Genomic DNA, 15,257 nt, shown 5'->3' on the forward strand with positions numbered 1-15,257 from the left:
CTACGCTTTTTTTGAAGTGTCGCAAAATAATAGGATTGGGGGCGAAATTCAAAATTTCCCCCCGAACATTGTCAAAGCCTAAAAACTTTCTGATCCGCTGATTTTCAGTCGGACAGTTTCTATACGGTGGGCCTGCTTGGATACGATGGTGAAGGTAAACCTGCCATAGGTGATTGTTTCGCCTTTATTGGGCAGATTCTCTGTGAGGGAAAGAATAAATCCGGAGAGCGTTTCAAACTCCCCGTATGGAAAATTCCATCCATATTTATCGTTGAGATAATCAATCTCCAGGCGGGCACTGAGCAGAAATTCCTGATCTCCCAGCATTTGTTCGGTCAGGGCCTCATTATCATATTCATCGTCGATTTCCCCAAAGATCTCCTCGATAATATCTTCCATCGAAACAATTCCACTCGTTCCACCAAACTCGTCCACGACCAACGCGAGACTTTTTCGCTCTTGAATAAACTGAATCAACAGCTCATTGGCCAAAGCGGATTCTGGAGCGATAATGATCGGATTAAGGATGTCTTCGATGGATTTGGGTTTTTTGAAGAGTTCCAACTGATGGCAATAGCCAATGACTTCATCTATGGAATCCCGGTAGACGATTACCTTGGAATGCCCGCTTTCTTCAAACACTTTTCTCAGTTCTTCCACAGAATCATCCACCTCAACGGCCACAATATCTGTCCTGGGTATCATGCATTCGCGCACACGGACTGTTTTAAACTCCACCGCATTGTCGAAGATTTTGGAATCAATCTCTACTTTTCCCGGAGTACGATCCTGTCTCATCTGATCTTTGATAAATGAGTTGAGATCCGTAATGGTAAAAACAGGCTTTTCCTCGCTGTAATCCAAGCGTAAAATCTTTGTTATGAAAAGTCTGGACAATCCTACCGTCAACCAAACAATCGGGTACATGAGGTAATAAATCCCCAAAAAAGGCAACGCGAAGAAAGTCAACATGCTGTTGGGATTGAGCATGAAGAGACTTTTAGGCAAAAACTCCCCGGTGATCAAAACAATAATGGTAGACAATACTGTCTGCGATATCAATATGACTGCTTCATTATTGAGCGAAGGAGGAAGGTTGGACCGTAAGGGGTCATCCAGCAAAAACGCCATAAAGGTACCATACAGCACCAGCATGATGGTATTGCCTATCAACGTGGTCCCGATAAACTGCCCCGGGCGTTGGATAAAGCCACTCAGCACTTTGCCACTGAAGCTCCCCTGTTTTTTTTGAAGTTCGATCTGAAGCTTATTTGCCGAGATATAGGCAATTTCAATACCCGAGAAAAATGCCGAAAAAACCAGGGTGATCAAGACATAAAATAAATAAGTGGTGTCCATGATCAGCTTTTCTTTTTGGATTTAATTGACTTTTGCGGGACCTCTTTTTCTGGCGCTTGAGGCTGACTTCTTCTTAGCTGAAACCAAAACAAAAGCCCTACCGCAAACATAAATATAGCATAAGAGGCACCGATTCCCTGGGTGAGGGTTTGATGAATACCTATCACGATGAATGCTAGAGAAAGCGATAAAATTAAAACTTCTGTCAGTTTCATCTGTTTATAATTTGATTTTTAATGGCCAGATGGAATGCCCCGGATAATCATTCCCCTGTGTGAGAAGCATTTACTCATGGGCATTTCATCTGTTTATAATTTGATTTTCATTTGCCACATAGCCTGTCCCGATCTTTCATCGGGAGAATGCCCTTGATAATCATCCCCCTGTGTGAGAAGCATTTACTCATGGGCATTTCATCCGATTACACTTAGTTGTCGAGAGCAAAGTGAATTACTCAGGTTGTGGAGATTCCAGTTGGAGGATTTACCTTCAAAATAGCTCATAATCCTTCGCCGGGAAGCAAAGTCCGACTGTCTCTCACCTGCTTGAGCTGGTAATTGGAAAAACTGTCATCGGCTTCCATTCCCGTTCCGTTAAATATCGTCTGTCTTTCTTGGATTGTGACAAACTTGTCCGTGTAAATCTTCTTTTCGGCCTGATTCCAGAAAATTTCCTCACTTTGAAGACGCTGGTCTTTGATGAGATTTTTGATCTGAACATTTCCTTCTCCCCGATAAAGGTTTTGTTCGCTCAAAAAATATCCCCGATCTGCACGCATAGTAGTTTCCAATTGGCCGTCTGAGGTGTAAAATTTGATTTCAATTCCATCCGGAAATTCAAGGTTTCCATTGGCAAATTCCAATTGCTGTGGCGCCATTATTTCTGACCGGTGCGTCGCCGAATCACTATGGATGATATGAATATCTATCGCCGTATTGATCGGCCCATCATAAATGAGAGCAGATTCCGGATCAATAGACTCCCGACAGGACAACAGGGAACCTACCGTAATCAGAACGAAAATAAAATGGATGATTCTATTCATGGGTCACAAAGATAAGAAGTAAAGTATATACCCTGAAAAACGAAAAAGGCAGCCTAAAAGCTGCCTTTTTTACAGTAATGTGTGAATATTAATCTCTGGTAGCCAAAGTCACTGTCTCACCTACCCAGCAACCTGTGCTGATAGAAGAGCCAGGAGTCAGACCCTCAGTAAATAATTCTTCCTTGGATGGGAATCGAGATTTTGCCTGATTCATACCAGATGAATTACCCGCTCTTTGATAGGCGTTGTATGCTGCGATAAAAATCGAATAATCTTTTGCACGGCTTTCTCCACCTCTACACTCATTGAAGGAAGACATATACAAGTCCCCGATCAGCGAGTAAGCAGAGGTAGTCAATTCTGCGTCCAAGCTTGCCGCTTCTCTTGCGGCAGTTCTAGCAGCCGACTTTCTTCCCGCATTGGTATGAATTTTTGCCAATTCCATCTGGATTTCACCTTTTTGCTTATTGTTTTCTGCCAAGGTCATAGCCTTTTCCAATACAGGCTGGGCTTTTTCGAAGTCCCCCGAAGCCATGTATCGCATCGCTCTTACCTGAGAAGTAGCGAAGGTCGGTTTTTTAGAGTCAATCAACTCCAGAGCGGCCAAGAACGAATTGGAAGAATAACACTTGTATTGTACTGAATACTTGAAGATCTGATTGGCGATTTCTTCATTGGTCGGATCTGCCGCCAACTTTGGACCCATTGTGGTCTCAATGAAGTTACAGTCGATCAATTCCATATTTACCAACAAGGTCTCGAGCGTAGATTTGGCTCCGCTTACATCCTTTCCATCAGCAGCTGATTGGTCAAGAAGCTTGTTGGCTTTGTCATAGATTGCCAGGATTTGCTCTCCGGTATATGCCTTGTTCAAAGCATAATTTCGGTAGATCAGATCGAAATAGGCCGCTACCAACTGGTGGTTGATATTTCCATTAAGTTCGATTGCCTTTTCGAAATCAGCAATAACCCCAGGGATTCTGGTTTTATCTCCTTTAAAGAACTGGTAGCCAAAGTAAGCTTTGTTTTCAATCCACTTGGGGGTGTTATTGAAAAGCTCACCTCTTTTATTGTAGATGGCCATCACACTATCCTGATATACAAGCTTTTGTGCAGCATCGGTAGTCTTATCAGCAGCCCCTTTGTAAACGGTAACTCCATTGATATATAATGACTCATTTAAGTTTGGCACATTGACAAGCAACCAGTACAAAGGCTTGGTTGCCTCTACAAATTGCTCTGACTTCATATAGTCAGTGTAGGCCGCGTTTAGTTCTCTCGCTTTTGCTTCTTGTGCAGCATCAGAAGGCCAGTTCCAGCCATCCTGAGCTTGAGCAAAACCGGCCATGAGCAATGCTCCAAGGACAAGAAGGGTTGATTTAATTTTCATGTTCGTCTAGGTTTTATTCGGTTTTAGACTGCGGAGACAAGCCCCTTTAATTTGGTTAATTTGTTTTTCTAGAATTTGTTTACTCAAATACTCTTTTGTAGAACCAGCTGTTATCATTCAATGAGAACCCGATGGCAACATTGAAATAGGTTTCTCTGATCAGCCCATTGTCCAGTGTCCCTCTTCTGCCGGCTTTGAAGGTCAGGTTCAGCAAGGACAATTGGTTTACAGGTATAGAGGTTCCAAAGTTGATGCCAATATCATTGATGGTGGTTTGGTTGATGTAGTAAGGAGTCTGCATCCATTCCAATCCAGCCCTGAAGGTTGACCTTTTCCATCTGCTGTCAAAGGAAAGGTAATCGGGGATAAACTGTACTCCAAGACCCACTTTTTGAGCCGCTTGGAGACTCAAAGGATCTCCAAAGAAGTTGGTGAATTCGGCAAAATCCTGGTACTGACCTTCCAATCCGACCACGAATTTATTTCTTTTTTCATAAGTTAGGCCGAATCCGTAACGATTTGGTATATAAATACTTCCCTTCTCATTGTCTGCAATGAGATCTCCATCGGAATTGGGCCTGCTAGCTTGGCCAATTGCGGCCAATTTTGCAAACGCGCTTCCATTAACGTTGCCTAATTTCTGATAAATGGCGCCTACGTGAAAATTACTTTTCTCGGAAGCCTTTAAAACGTAGTGAATCCCGGTTTTGAAGCCCACATCAGAAACTGTTAATCTTTCATAATATTCTGACGGCTGCCCTACCTCCACATTATTTTGATCATAGACGATCAATTGATTGGACCGAATGGATGAGCCAAACAGATACGAACCGTGAAATCCAATGCTGAGATTTTTGGCCAAAAGGTATCCGAAGTTGACATAAGCCTCTGAAATACCTCCATCTCCTTCCAAAAAATTAGAGGCTTTGAGATCCGAATTATTCACCGGACTTTCAACTTTAAGGCGGTAGTTGATGCTGGTAATCTGCCCCAGCCCCATTCCCGTGGTGAATTTGCCGGATTTGATCGGCAAAGAAATCGCCAGATAAGACAATCCGCCTCCATCAACCAAAGAATTGCTGGAACCATTGTCCACATTGATTCTTTTGTAGTTGAAGGCAGTCTGAAAATTAAAAATGGTATTCTGGGTAGTCAATGCAGGATTGACCACGTTGGCATTCCAGCCTGTGCCAAAACTAATCCCCAGACCACCCATGGCCTGGTTGTGGGATAGCCCTCCAAAATTAAAATCTCCGATCCCCAACGCACTGTAGGTGGACGAACTGGTCTGGCCTTGGACCTGATGAAATAAGAAAAGGGTGCAGAGCACACCCATCAATTTGAACCCTATTTTACTCAACATTGTGGTTTAGAATACAATTCAGTCCATGGAGAACCAAATTTGGGACTACAAATATGTGGTCTTTTGCCATTGAATCAAAAGATTGGGAATCACCCCCACAGATATATACTGATATTTCAGGAAATTTAAGACGATAGGCAGCGATAAACCCTTCCATCTCGAATCGTACACCCGACCAAATCCCAACCTTCATGCAGGTCAGTGTGGAATCACCAAAATCAGTCTCCGGTGGCGGAAGCAATGAAATCTCCGGAAGACTGGCGGTAAAATGGTGCATGGCTTTGGCTCGCATTTTCAGTCCGGGGCTGATCGCGCCCCCTCGATACACCCCCAAGTCATCCACGAGCTCATAGGTGATGCAGCTTCCCATATCGATGGCGAGAACGGGCTTTCTTCCGGCCAAATGCCAAGCGCCTACTGCTGCAGCCAAACGATCTAATCCCAGTGTTTTGGGTGTACCATATCCATTGACCAAGGGAGTAGGCGTAGAATGCTTCAGAAAAACAAAAGAAAAGGGCAATTGCGCTTTGAGAGAAGATTCCGAATCCTTTACCGAACTGACCAGGCAAAATTCAAAATTCATGGATTTCCAAAATTGGATCCCCTCTTCCATAGAATCAAACCTGTGGTCTCCCACCAGCTGACCGTCTTTAAAGAGGCCAGATTTGATTTGGGTATTGCCAATATCGATGAGAAGATTTTGCATGTGGCCTGCAAAATAGCCATTAATAAAAAAGGGACTTTTCCATCGCTGAAATTATCTTTGATTCGATCGTCTACTTAACAATCTTTAACCCATGCACCCTACAAGCTATACTATGATCGGGCTCATGTCCGGAACTTCAGGAGACGGATTGGACCTTGCCTTCTGCCACTTTGAGTATCTGGAAAGCTGGAATTTTGAAATCATCAGCGCCGAAACGATCCCGTTTCCTGATCCTCTTGGGGAGCGGCTGGCCGGTGCGCACTTACTTTCCGGTTTGGACCTTTCCCTGCTTGATGTGGAGTTTGGGAAATGGATGGGGGAAAAAGTAGCCCATTTTTGCGAGAAAAATCAGGTGAGGCCAATAGCAGTCGCTTCGCATGGACACACAGTTTTTCATCAACCTCATCAAAAGCTCAGCCTGCAAATCGGAAATGGCTGGGCATTGCACCAAGCTTCTGGGCAAAAAGTAATCACAGATTTTCGCATGCTGGACGTACAACTTGGCGGTCAAGGAGCCCCTTTGGTTCCGATCGGAGACCATTTACTTTTTCCTCAACTGGATTTTTGCATCAATCTGGGAGGTATCTCCAATATTTCCATGAGACAAAATGGAGTTCGGTTGGCCTTTGACACCAGTCCCTTTAATTTACTGCTGAACAGGGAAGCCCAAAAATTGGGAAAACCTTATGATGAAAATGGGAATTGGGCAAAGGAAGGATCAGTCAATCAGTCCCTTTACCAAAAATTGAATGCGCTGCCTTTTTACACCAAGCATACCTCCAAGTCCCTGGGAAGAGAAGATATGGAGAGAGATTTTATCCCGCTTTTGGACCAAAGTGGATTGAATCCGAAAGACACGCTGTCCACCTTGGTAGAACATTTTGCTTTTCAAATCGCCCGAGTGATCCGAACCTACGCATCATCAACCCACCCAGCGGTGTTGATCACCGGAGGCGGAGCGCACAATCAGTACTTCATAGCACGCTTAGACCACTTTTTGGGGCAAAACTGGAAAGAGGTGAAGGCTTCCAAAGAACTGATCGAATTTAAGGAAGCATTGATATTTGCCTTCTTGGGAGTGTTGAGGTGGAGAGGAGAAATCAACTGCTTGTCCTCTGTGACAGGGGCAGATAGGGACAGTTGCGGTGGAATCATTTATGGTTAACCAATCATCCTAAGCGGCTTGAGTACTGCAGTTTTATTTTTCTATTTTTGGGCCCGAATATAAACCCAAAGAAAAATGCAGGATCTGCTGAAAAAGTTTGAGAATAAAACACCTGAAATTGTGTTCGAGTGGAGCGACAGCGAAACCGAAGCAGAAGGATGGGTTGTAATTAATTCCCTCAGAGGGGGTGCAGCCGGGGGAGGTACCCGAATGAGAAAAGGTTTGGATAAGCGAGAGGTAGAATCGTTGGCCAAAACTATGGAAGTAAAATTTACGGTATCCGGACCTTCCATAGGCGGTGCCAAATCAGGAATCAACTTTGACCCTAGCGACCCAAGAAAATCCGGAGTCTTGGAAAGATGGTACAAAGCGGTAATGCCACTTTTGAAAAACTACTATGGTACCGGTGGAGATCTCAACGTGGACGAAATTCATGAAGTCATCCCAATCACCGAATCTTATGGCCTTTGGCATCCACAGGAAGGAATTGTCAATGGACACTTCCACGCCAATGAACCTCAGAAAATCAGAAAAATCGGTCAGTTGAGACAGGGTGTTTCCAAGGTATTGGAAGATCCAAAATTCACCCCCAATGGCCCCAGGAAATATACCGTAGCAGACATGATCACAGGATACGGTGTTTCGGAGGCGGTCCGCCATTACTATTCCATCTGGGGAGGCCAACTCCAAGGCAAAAGAGCCGTCATCCAAGGCTGGGGAAATGTCGGCGCCGCTGCAGCCTGTTTTTTGGCAGTAGAAGGAGTGAAAATCGTCGGCATCATCGATCGGGCCGGAGGTCTGATCCAAGAGGAGGGTTTTTCCCTGGACGAAATCCGTGAGTTATTTCTCAAAAGAGAAGGCAATCAACTCGTAGCTGAAAACCTGATGCCATTTGAAGAAGTCAATGCCAAGATTTGGGATCTGCCAAGTGAAATATTTATCCCAGCCGCAGCTTCGCGACTGATCACACGAAATCAGGCTGAGCGAATGGTCAATGCCGGCTTGGAAGTCATTTCCTGTGGGGCGAATGTTCCCTTTGCTGATCCGGAGATCTTTTTCGGTCCTACCGGAGTATGGACGGATGAGCGGGTGAGTGTTATTCCTGATTTTATCGCAAACTGTGGGATGGCTAGGGTATTTGCTTACCTGATGAGTGACGGTGCCGAGGTGACGGATGAAGCCATCTTTGGTGATGTTTCCCAAACGATTGCAAACGCCTTAAGAAAGACCTTTAAAGAAAGTCCCTCCCACACAAACCTTGCTCAAACTTCCTTTAAAATAGCTTTGACACAACTCGTGTAAAAGGACCGCTTGGAATTCCCCTGCCTGAGTTAATTTTTGATGAAATTCGGCAGGGGACCCCTCCACTCTTGGAGAGTTTCCATCAAAATCAGTAGTTTAGCGGAAGCCATATCGACTTAAAACCCTAACAATAATTCGATAAATTGCCGAAAAGTTAACCCCAGCCTATTAAGCCCACCAATGAAGAAATATATTGTAAGTCTGTCCATACTTTTCGGAATATTATTTTTTGGAATGGTAGAAGCTACCGAGAGCTTGGCCAATTCCTTAGATCAACATACCGAACTGCTTGCCCAGGCTGATCTTGGTGCGGCCGATACTGCCCAATCTGACCAAATTCATGAAGAGGGAGAACACGGTGAAGATCATCATTCCGCTCCGGCTTGGTTGGTGATACCTTTCATTACGCTTTTATTGATGATTGCCACGGGCCCTTTGTTTTATGAGCATTTCTGGCACCACAATTATCCCAAAATCGCCGTTGGATTCGCCGTTTTAGTGGTATTATACTATCTTTTTGTACTCAGTAATGTGCATGCTCCCGTCCATGCCCTTGCCGAGTATGTTCAGTTTATTGCTTTATTGGCTTCACTTTATGTGGCTTCTGGAGGCATTCTGATTGAAATTGACAAAAAAGCAACTCCCATCGCCAATGTATCCCTGTTGTTGATCGGTGCAGTGGTATCCAATCTGATCGGAACCACAGGAGCTTCCATGCTTTTGATCCGACCTTTTATCCGATTAAATAAAGCAAATATTCAACCTTACCATATCGTATTCTTCATTCTGATGGTGAGTAATGTGGGAGGATCTTTGACTCCAATCGGTGATCCACCTTTGTTTTTAGGCTTTTTGAAAGGAGTCCCTTTCTTTTGGACCATTGAGCACAATTGGCCTGCCTGGGCAATGGCTTTGGCTTTGCTTGCCACCATCTTTTATTTTGTGGATAAGAAATTTGGCAGGGCAGGTGAAGACGAGTACAGCGAAGAGATCAGCTATACCAATAAATTTTCTATGGTGGGGACCAAAAATTTCGGTTGGCTCCTGGTCGTGATTTGTGCAGTTTTTTTAGATCCCAATGTCATTGAGGGAGTTCCTGCTATCGTGTATGATGGGCAAAAATTCTCCTATCTCAGGGAGGTCATTATGCTCTCAGTAGCCTTTCTGTCTTACAAATTTGCCGATCAGCGAGCACTGAAAGGCAATGAGTTCAACTTCGAACCCATTCGCGAGGTAGCCTTTATCTTCATCGGAATCTTCGGTACCATGATGCCGGCTTTGGAGCTGGTAGGCAACTTCGCCAAATCCCCAGAAGGAGCTGCACTGATCACACCCAACACGCTTTATTGGGGTACCGGAACGCTTTCTGCCGTATTGGACAATGCACCGACTTACCTTAACTTCCTTGCTGCTGCCATGGCCTCTGAGGGCTCGGATATAGGCAATATTGCCCAGGTTCGTGAGTTTGCGGCCAATACGATGAATGACTCAGATACGACATTTCAGCTTTTGGCCATTTCGATTGCATCGGTATTTTTTGGTGCAATGACCTATATTGGAAATGGCCCCAACTTCATGGTAAAATCCATCGCTGAGCAGAATGGTATCAAAATGCCTTCCTTCTTTGGCTACATCATCCGATTCACCATTCCGATTTTGCTTCCCATCCTGTTTTTGGTCTGGTTGGTATTTATCGCTTTCGTCTAAACTTTGACCTGTTCATACCTAAAGCAATCCACCAGATGGTCATTGATCAATCCGGTGGCTTGCATGTGTGCATAGACAATCGTGCTTCCCAGAAATTTAAATCCCCGCTTTTTAAGGTCCTTGGCCAAGGCATCTGATTCTGGTGAAGTAGCAGGATAGGCCTGCCCTCGTTGAAGAGAATTTTGGATGGGTTTTCCGCCTACAAAACTCCAGATGTAATCCGAAAAAGACCCAAACTCCTGCTGCACTTCCATAAATCGTGCAGCATTATTGATGGCGGCTCTTATTTTTTGCGCATTTCGGATGATACTGCTATCCTGCAAGAGCTCCTGCACATAGGACTCGGGAAACTCTGCCACCACTTGGTAATCGAAATCAGCAAATGCCTTGCGATATCCTGCTCTCTTTTTCAAGACTGTAGCCCAACTTAGTCCCGCTTGGGCGCTTTCCAGCACCAAAAATTCGAAATGGACCCGGTCATCATGGACCGGGACGCCCCACTCCGTATCGTGATAGGTCATATATTCGGCAAAGCCCAGGCACCAAGGGCAACGGTTTTTCTGGTCTGTTTCCATTTGAATAAGAGGAATGATGCGAAATTCAGTCCTAAAAAAGCTTAATTTTTGGGATTCACAGCCAAAAGACCTTACTTTTTGCAGCTCATCAACTTCGAAGAATCCATGCGTTACACCTCCCGACTGGAAATCAGCGCAGAGGCCTACCGTCAAAATTTACAGTTTATCCGCTCTTGGATCGGCCCAAAACCTGAAATTTCCGCTGTAGTCAAAGGTAATGCCTATGGGCACGGAATCTCCGAACTCGTAAGGATCGCCGAGCAAGCGGGGGTACGACACTTCAGCACCTTCAGCTCAGATGAGGCCTGGCAAGTCAAGACCGCTTCCAATCAAGCTTCCACGGTGATGATCATGGGAATGCTTCATTTGGAGGAATTGCCGGAATTGATCGGAGCAGGTATCGAATTTTTTGTTTTTGACTTCCATCGGCTGGAGGCGGCTATTCTTGCTGCCAAATCTATCGGCAAACCTGCCCAAATTCATCTGGAAGTGGAAACTGGTTTTCACCGGACAGGCTTCGCTGAACGTGATTTTGAAAAGCTGAGTCAGATGTTAAAGCAAAATCAGAAATACTTTCAAATCAAGGGAATTTGTACCCATTTTGCGGGAGCCGAAAGCGCCCAAAATCATCCCCGAATCCGGTGCCAAATCGAGCGCTTTCAGGCAGCCAAAACCTATTTCACCGCTCAGGACATTTATCCTGAAAAAATCCATACGGCCTGCTCGGCAGCCACGCTCCTTTTTCCCGAAACCCACTTCGATCTGGTCCGGATCGGCATACTGGGTTATGGCTTTTGGCCCACTCGGGAGACGTTTGACCTGATCAAAAATCAAATCGGTCCCGATCAAAACCCGCTTCGTAGATTGCTCACCTGGAAGTCCGAACTGATGAGTCTAAAGCAGGTTAGAAGTGGCGAATATGTAGGTTACGGAAAAAGCTTTCAGGCCACTGAAGACATGACACTCGGGATCGTACCTGTCGGCTATTCTCATGGATATGGCAGAAACCTGAGCAATCAGGGACAAGTTTTGATCCATGGGGTATTTTGCTCGGTGATCGGCACGGTCAATATGAATGCCATCGCTGTGGATGTCAGCTTACTCACCCAACCCAAACCCGGTGATGAAGTAATCCTGATCGGAAATCAAGGCCAGAATGAAATTACCGTGGCCTCTTTTGCTGAGACTTCCCACTTGGTCAATTACGAAATGCTGACCCGACTTCCCCGTGAGATTCCGAGAAGGGTGATCGATTAGTAAAAAATGACGGTCTTATTTCTGACCGCCAGCACCTTACGATTCACATGATACTTGATTGCCTTCGAAAGGGTGACTTTTTCCACATCCTGTCCGATCTGAACCAGTTCGGCAACTGTATTGTGATGGCGCACTCGGGCAACCTCCTGCTCGATAATCGGCCCAGCGTCCAACTCTTCTGTTACGTAATGCGCCGTGGCACCGATGATTTTCACTCCCCGCTCGTAGGCTGCATGATAGGGCCTGGCACCCACAAAGGCCGGAAGAAAGGAATGGTGAATATTGATAATCCGATTTGGAAAACGCTGGATAAAATCCCCTGACAAAATCTGCATGTACCTTGCGAGGACCACAAAATCAACTTGGTATTCTTCCAAAAGACGAAGTTGTTCTGCTTCAGCGGATTCCTTTTGAGCAGCACTGACTGGAATGTGGAAAAATGGAATCCCGAATGCTTCCACCACACTTTTCAAATCCTGATGATTGGAAATGACCAGCGGAATATCTACCTCCAGCTGCCCTCCATGATAGCGCCCCAAAATATCAAAAAGGCAATGGGAAAGTTTGCTCACAAAAATGGCCATTCTTGGCTTTGGGAAATTAAAATGAAGGGTAAACTCCATTCCAAAGTGGTCTGCAACTTCTACCTGAAAGCGATCGGGAATCGCGGATTTCTCCAAATCAAACGAGTCCAATTCCCAAGCTGCCCGCATGAAAAAACGGCCTATTTCCTCATCGACATACTGATCGACTTCGAGAATGTTTCCATTGTATTGGTACAGAAATCGGGATACGGCGGCAACTATCCCTTTTTGATCGGGACATTGAACGATAAGAATGGCTTGGTTCATGGCTATAGGTTTGAAAGCCTTAAGTTAGGCATTCCAGATTTTCCACGCTGCTTCAGCCTGCAATTCAAGCATATCCTGCCCATTTTTGGCTTTGCCTCCTCGCTGAAGACATGCTTGCATGAGTCGGGTCACCGGCGGATTATAGACCAAATCATAGACGAGATTTTGATCGGTCAGTTGATCCACAGGAATATCGGGCATTCCCTCCGTTTTGGGAAAAGTACCGAGTGGAGTGGTATTGATAATGAGTGGAAAATCACGGAGAAAATCCGGGGTTTGGGCCAAATCCTGATACGTGATTTGTCCTTCGTTGGCTGTCCGTGATACAGACAAAAAATCAACACTTAGATCCCGAAGTGCTTGTTTGACGGCCTTGGAGGCGCCTCCGGTACCCAATACCAATGCCTGGGGAATATCCGATCCGAGCCAGGCTTGAAGCGAGTGTTTGAAACCGATATAATCCGTATTAAAGCCGGTTTTCCTTCCATTTTTGATTCGGATACAATTGACCGCACCGATCACTTCACAGGCAGGATCCAGCTCATCTAAAAATGGGATTACCTGCTCTTTGTAGGGAATCGTCACGGCCATGCCTTCCAGTTCTGGATTTTCGCTCAAAACATGGACAAAATCTTCGATTTGCGGGATTTCATACAGATCAAATATGCAATTCCGAATCTCTTCCCGCTCAAACTTAGCCGTGAAGTATTTTTTCGAAAAGGAATGCCCCAGTGGGTACCCGATCAATCCGAATTTTCTCATGATTCCTGAAGTTTGGAAGCCAGCCATTCGATAAACAAAACCAGTCCGATGCCAAAGGCAAAAGCCAAAACAGCCGAAAGCAATTGGGGCGGCTGTCCCACCTGAGCCAGATAATCAGTCGGCAGGATATTTTCGGTCAAAAAGGGCTTTTGCTCCCCGCTGGAGGAGGTACGCCAAGCGGTAACGATTTTCCAGGGCCAAAGCTCATTGACCGAGCCCAGCATAAATCCCGAAAGCAAGCCGATGGTAGCGGAGTGAAATTTGCGCAGCAAAAAGGAAACTACCCGGCTGAACGAAAGGATACCTACCACACAACCGGAAGCAAAGAGGGCCAAGGTGAAAATATCCTTTTCGGATACCGCCTTTAGAATCGTCTCGTATTTTCCTAAAATCAGGAGAATAAAACTTCCGCTTATCCCCGGAAGGATCATGGCACAAATCGCGATGGCACCCGATACGAAAATGAACCACTTGGCATCCGGAGAAGTAGTGGGAGGCAGATTGGTCACCCACCAGGCGATCGCTGTACCAATGGCTACGGCCAACACCACTCCCAAATGCCACCGTTTGATATCTCTGAGGATCATAAACGCACTGACCAAGATCAGTCCGCAGAAAAATGACCACAACGGAATGGGATGCTCACTCATCAAAAAGGTAATCACCTTGGAGAGCGCAAAAATACTGGTCAAAATTCCCAGCAAGAGACTTACTAAAAATGTCCCGTTGACCGCTTTGTAAAACTGTTTGAGTTCCAGTTTTGGAATCAGACGCAGGTTTTCGAGATTAAATGAATTGATGCTATCGAGAAGCTTTTGGTAAATCCCGGCGATCAGGGCAATCGAGCCACCGGATACACCGGGAACTATATCGGCAGCTCCCATGGCCATGCCCTTGAGGTACACCAAGCCGTATTGTTTGATTGTTTTCATGGATAAAAGTAAAGGCTGACCGAATTTTCGATCAGCCTCCAAAATTAAGTTTTTGACTAATTAAAGCTTGATTTCTCCGAGAAAGTGGTCAAATGTATCGCCTCGAAGTCCCAATCGGATCGTTTCGAGCGGAATGACCTCGGAAGGACTGATATTCCCAAGGTTGACGTTGGCACCCAGCAATTTGATAAACCAGACCTGCTGGGATTTTTGAGGAGCTTCCCAAATGATACGCTCCTCAGGCACCTGAGTAAGAATCTCCTCTACCAATCCCTGGCGCACTTCACCTGAATCTCGGAATAAGCCGACATTTCCGCCTTCACGTGCTTCGCCGATTACCTTCCATGCACCGGCATTGAGCTCGGTCTGCATCTGCTCGATCCACTTGTATGGGGGGATAATCTTGGCTGCGTCTTTTGAACCGACTTCGGAAAGCACCGTCACTTGCTGGGCAAGGGTACTGATGTATTCACATTTTTTATCGTGATTGAGAGAGATAGAACCATCCGATACTTCGGCATATTCCAATCCATAGGTGTCAAGCACTTTGCGGTAATCATCAAATTGACCTCTGACGATAAACGCTTCGAAAAGTGTCCCTCCAAAATAGACAGGGATTCCGGCTTCGCGGTATACTGCCAACTTTTCGTTAAGTTTTTTGGTCACAAAGGAAGTGGCCCATCCCAACTTCACGATGTCCACATATTCCGAACAGCTTTCTACAAAATCTTCAGTTTCTCTGAGGCTGAGACCTTTGTCCATCGCCATAGTAAATCCCGTGGTACGTGGCTTTTCAGTCCGTACGGGGAGATTCTTCAGCACATAATTCATGTGATTATTATT

15 protein-coding genes are annotated in these 15,257 nt (G+C 45.4%); 4 read left to right on the plus strand and 11 right to left on the minus strand.

Annotated features, from left to right (window positions below):
- Positions 1-78: 78 nt before the first annotated feature.
- The 6 genes from CLV31_RS02710 to CLV31_RS02735 all read right to left on the minus strand — a co-directional run bounded on the left by CLV31_RS02710 (position 79) and on the right by CLV31_RS02735 (position 5,863).
- Positions 79-1,359, minus strand: coding sequence for a hemolysin family protein (locus CLV31_RS02710; RefSeq protein ID WP_111391345.1), 1,281 nt, complete (start codon positions 1,357-1,359; stop codon positions 79-81).
- A 2-nt stretch (positions 1,360-1,361) separates the two neighbouring features.
- A complete protein-coding gene (locus CLV31_RS02715; protein WP_111391346.1) occupies positions 1,362-1,574 on the minus strand; it encodes a hypothetical protein in 213 nt (70 codons plus the stop codon).
- 284 nt (positions 1,575-1,858) lie between these two features.
- Positions 1,859-2,404 carry an LPS export ABC transporter periplasmic protein LptC gene (gene lptC / locus CLV31_RS02720; RefSeq protein ID WP_111391347.1) on the minus strand — a complete coding sequence of 182 codons (546 nt, stop codon included), beginning with the start codon at positions 2,402-2,404 and terminating at the stop codon, positions 1,859-1,861.
- Between the two features lie 88 nt (positions 2,405-2,492).
- Complete coding sequence (locus tag CLV31_RS02725) at positions 2,493-3,794, minus strand: hypothetical protein (RefSeq protein WP_111391348.1); 1,302 nt, start codon at positions 3,792-3,794, stop codon at positions 2,493-2,495.
- A gap of 79 nt (positions 3,795-3,873) precedes the next feature.
- Positions 3,874-5,157: a hypothetical protein gene (locus tag CLV31_RS02730; RefSeq protein ID WP_111391349.1), complete on the minus strand. Its 1,284-nt coding sequence runs from the start codon at positions 5,155-5,157 to the stop codon at positions 3,874-3,876.
- Positions 5,147-5,863 carry a type III pantothenate kinase gene (locus CLV31_RS02735; protein ID WP_111391350.1) on the minus strand — a complete coding sequence of 239 codons (717 nt, stop codon included), beginning with the start codon at positions 5,861-5,863 and terminating at the stop codon, positions 5,147-5,149. The genes CLV31_RS02730 and CLV31_RS02735 overlap by 11 nt, the downstream gene beginning before the upstream one ends.
- Positions 5,864-5,954: 91 nt before the next feature.
- On the opposite strand from CLV31_RS02735, the gene CLV31_RS02740 reads away from it, so the two are divergent.
- From CLV31_RS02740 to CLV31_RS02750, 3 genes are all read left to right on the plus strand, one after another.
- On the plus strand, positions 5,955-7,028 hold the full coding sequence (locus tag CLV31_RS02740; RefSeq protein ID WP_111391351.1) for an anhydro-N-acetylmuramic acid kinase: 1,074 nt from the start codon (positions 5,955-5,957) through the stop codon (positions 7,026-7,028).
- A 75-nt stretch (positions 7,029-7,103) separates the two neighbouring features.
- On the plus strand, positions 7,104-8,330 hold the full coding sequence (locus CLV31_RS02745) for a Glu/Leu/Phe/Val dehydrogenase dimerization domain-containing protein (RefSeq protein ID WP_111391352.1): 1,227 nt from the start codon (positions 7,104-7,106) through the stop codon (positions 8,328-8,330).
- A gap of 180 nt (positions 8,331-8,510) precedes the next feature.
- Positions 8,511-10,037 (plus strand): sodium:proton antiporter, encoded by a 1,527-nt coding sequence (locus tag CLV31_RS02750; protein ID WP_111391353.1) that lies wholly within the window; start codon positions 8,511-8,513, stop codon positions 10,035-10,037.
- On the opposite strand, the gene CLV31_RS02755 is transcribed toward CLV31_RS02750, so the two are convergent.
- Positions 10,034-10,612 (minus strand): DNA-3-methyladenine glycosylase I, encoded by a 579-nt coding sequence (locus CLV31_RS02755; RefSeq protein WP_111391354.1) that lies wholly within the window; start codon positions 10,610-10,612, stop codon positions 10,034-10,036. The two genes, CLV31_RS02750 and CLV31_RS02755, sit on opposite strands and share 4 nt — an antisense overlap.
- Positions 10,613-10,690: 78 nt before the next feature.
- Between CLV31_RS02755 and alr the strand changes: the two genes are divergently transcribed.
- Positions 10,691-11,869 (plus strand): alanine racemase, encoded by a 1,179-nt coding sequence (gene alr / locus CLV31_RS02760; RefSeq protein ID WP_317048770.1) that lies wholly within the window; start codon positions 10,691-10,693, stop codon positions 11,867-11,869.
- Here alr and purU read toward each other — a convergent pair.
- The 4 genes from purU to CLV31_RS02780 are packed head-to-tail and all read right to left on the minus strand — an operon-like array spanning position 11,866 to position 15,245.
- Positions 11,866-12,720, minus strand: a complete 855-nt coding sequence (gene purU / locus CLV31_RS02765) for a formyltetrahydrofolate deformylase (protein ID WP_111391355.1) — start codon at positions 12,718-12,720, stop codon at positions 11,866-11,868. The genes alr and purU overlap by 4 nt on opposite strands.
- A 24-nt stretch (positions 12,721-12,744) precedes the next feature.
- Positions 12,745-13,482 (minus strand): shikimate dehydrogenase family protein, encoded by a 738-nt coding sequence (locus CLV31_RS02770; RefSeq protein WP_111391654.1) that lies wholly within the window; start codon positions 13,480-13,482, stop codon positions 12,745-12,747.
- Positions 13,479-14,414 (minus strand): DUF368 domain-containing protein, encoded by a 936-nt coding sequence (locus CLV31_RS02775; RefSeq protein WP_111391356.1) that lies wholly within the window; start codon positions 14,412-14,414, stop codon positions 13,479-13,481. Before CLV31_RS02775 ends, CLV31_RS02770 begins: the two co-directional genes overlap by 4 nt.
- Before the next feature lie 60 nt (positions 14,415-14,474).
- Positions 14,475-15,245, minus strand: a complete 771-nt coding sequence (locus CLV31_RS02780) for a phosphosulfolactate synthase (RefSeq protein WP_111391357.1) — start codon at positions 15,243-15,245, stop codon at positions 14,475-14,477.
- Between the last annotated feature and the right edge of the window lie 12 nt (positions 15,246-15,257).

The sequence above is a fragment of the Algoriphagus aquaeductus genome, from assembly GCF_003253485.1.
Taxonomy (GTDB): domain Bacteria; phylum Bacteroidota; class Bacteroidia; order Cytophagales; family Cyclobacteriaceae; genus Algoriphagus; species Algoriphagus aquaeductus.

Bases quoted from the DNA above. Each gene is read 5' to 3' on its own strand.
- CLV31_RS02715 (WP_111391346.1), bottom strand. From the start codon at position 1,574: ATGAAACTGACAGAAGTTTTAATTTTATCGCTTTCTCTAGCATTCATC.
- CLV31_RS02755 (WP_111391354.1), bottom strand. From the start codon at position 10,612: ATGGAAACAGACCAGAAAAACCGTTGCCCTTGGTGCCTGGGCTTTGCC.
- CLV31_RS02770 (WP_111391654.1), bottom strand. From the start codon at position 13,482: ATGAGAAAATTCGGATTGATCGGGTACCCACTGGGGCATTCCTTTTCG.
- CLV31_RS02750 (WP_111391353.1), top strand. From the start codon at position 8,511: ATGAAGAAATATATTGTAAGTCTGTCCATACTTTTCGGAATATTATTT.
- CLV31_RS02710 (WP_111391345.1), bottom strand. From the start codon at position 1,359: ATGGACACCACTTATTTATTTTATGTCTTGATCACCCTGGTTTTTTCG.
- CLV31_RS02775 (WP_111391356.1), bottom strand. From the start codon at position 14,414: ATGAAAACAATCAAACAATACGGCTTGGTGTACCTCAAGGGCATGGCC.
- CLV31_RS02735 (WP_111391350.1), bottom strand. From the start codon at position 5,863: ATGCAAAATCTTCTCATCGATATTGGCAATACCCAAATCAAATCTGGC.
- CLV31_RS02780 (WP_111391357.1), bottom strand. From the start codon at position 15,245: ATGAATTATGTGCTGAAGAATCTCCCCGTACGGACTGAAAAGCCACGT.
- lptC (WP_111391347.1), bottom strand. From the start codon at position 2,404: ATGAATAGAATCATCCATTTTATTTTCGTTCTGATTACGGTAGGTTCC.
- CLV31_RS02730 (WP_111391349.1), bottom strand. From the start codon at position 5,157: ATGTTGAGTAAAATAGGGTTCAAATTGATGGGTGTGCTCTGCACCCTT.
- CLV31_RS02740 (WP_111391351.1), top strand. From the start codon at position 5,955: ATGCACCCTACAAGCTATACTATGATCGGGCTCATGTCCGGAACTTCA.
- CLV31_RS02725 (WP_111391348.1), bottom strand. From the start codon at position 3,794: ATGAAAATTAAATCAACCCTTCTTGTCCTTGGAGCATTGCTCATGGCC.
- CLV31_RS02745 (WP_111391352.1), top strand. From the start codon at position 7,104: ATGCAGGATCTGCTGAAAAAGTTTGAGAATAAAACACCTGAAATTGTG.
- purU (WP_111391355.1), bottom strand. From the start codon at position 12,720: ATGAACCAAGCCATTCTTATCGTTCAATGTCCCGATCAAAAAGGGATA.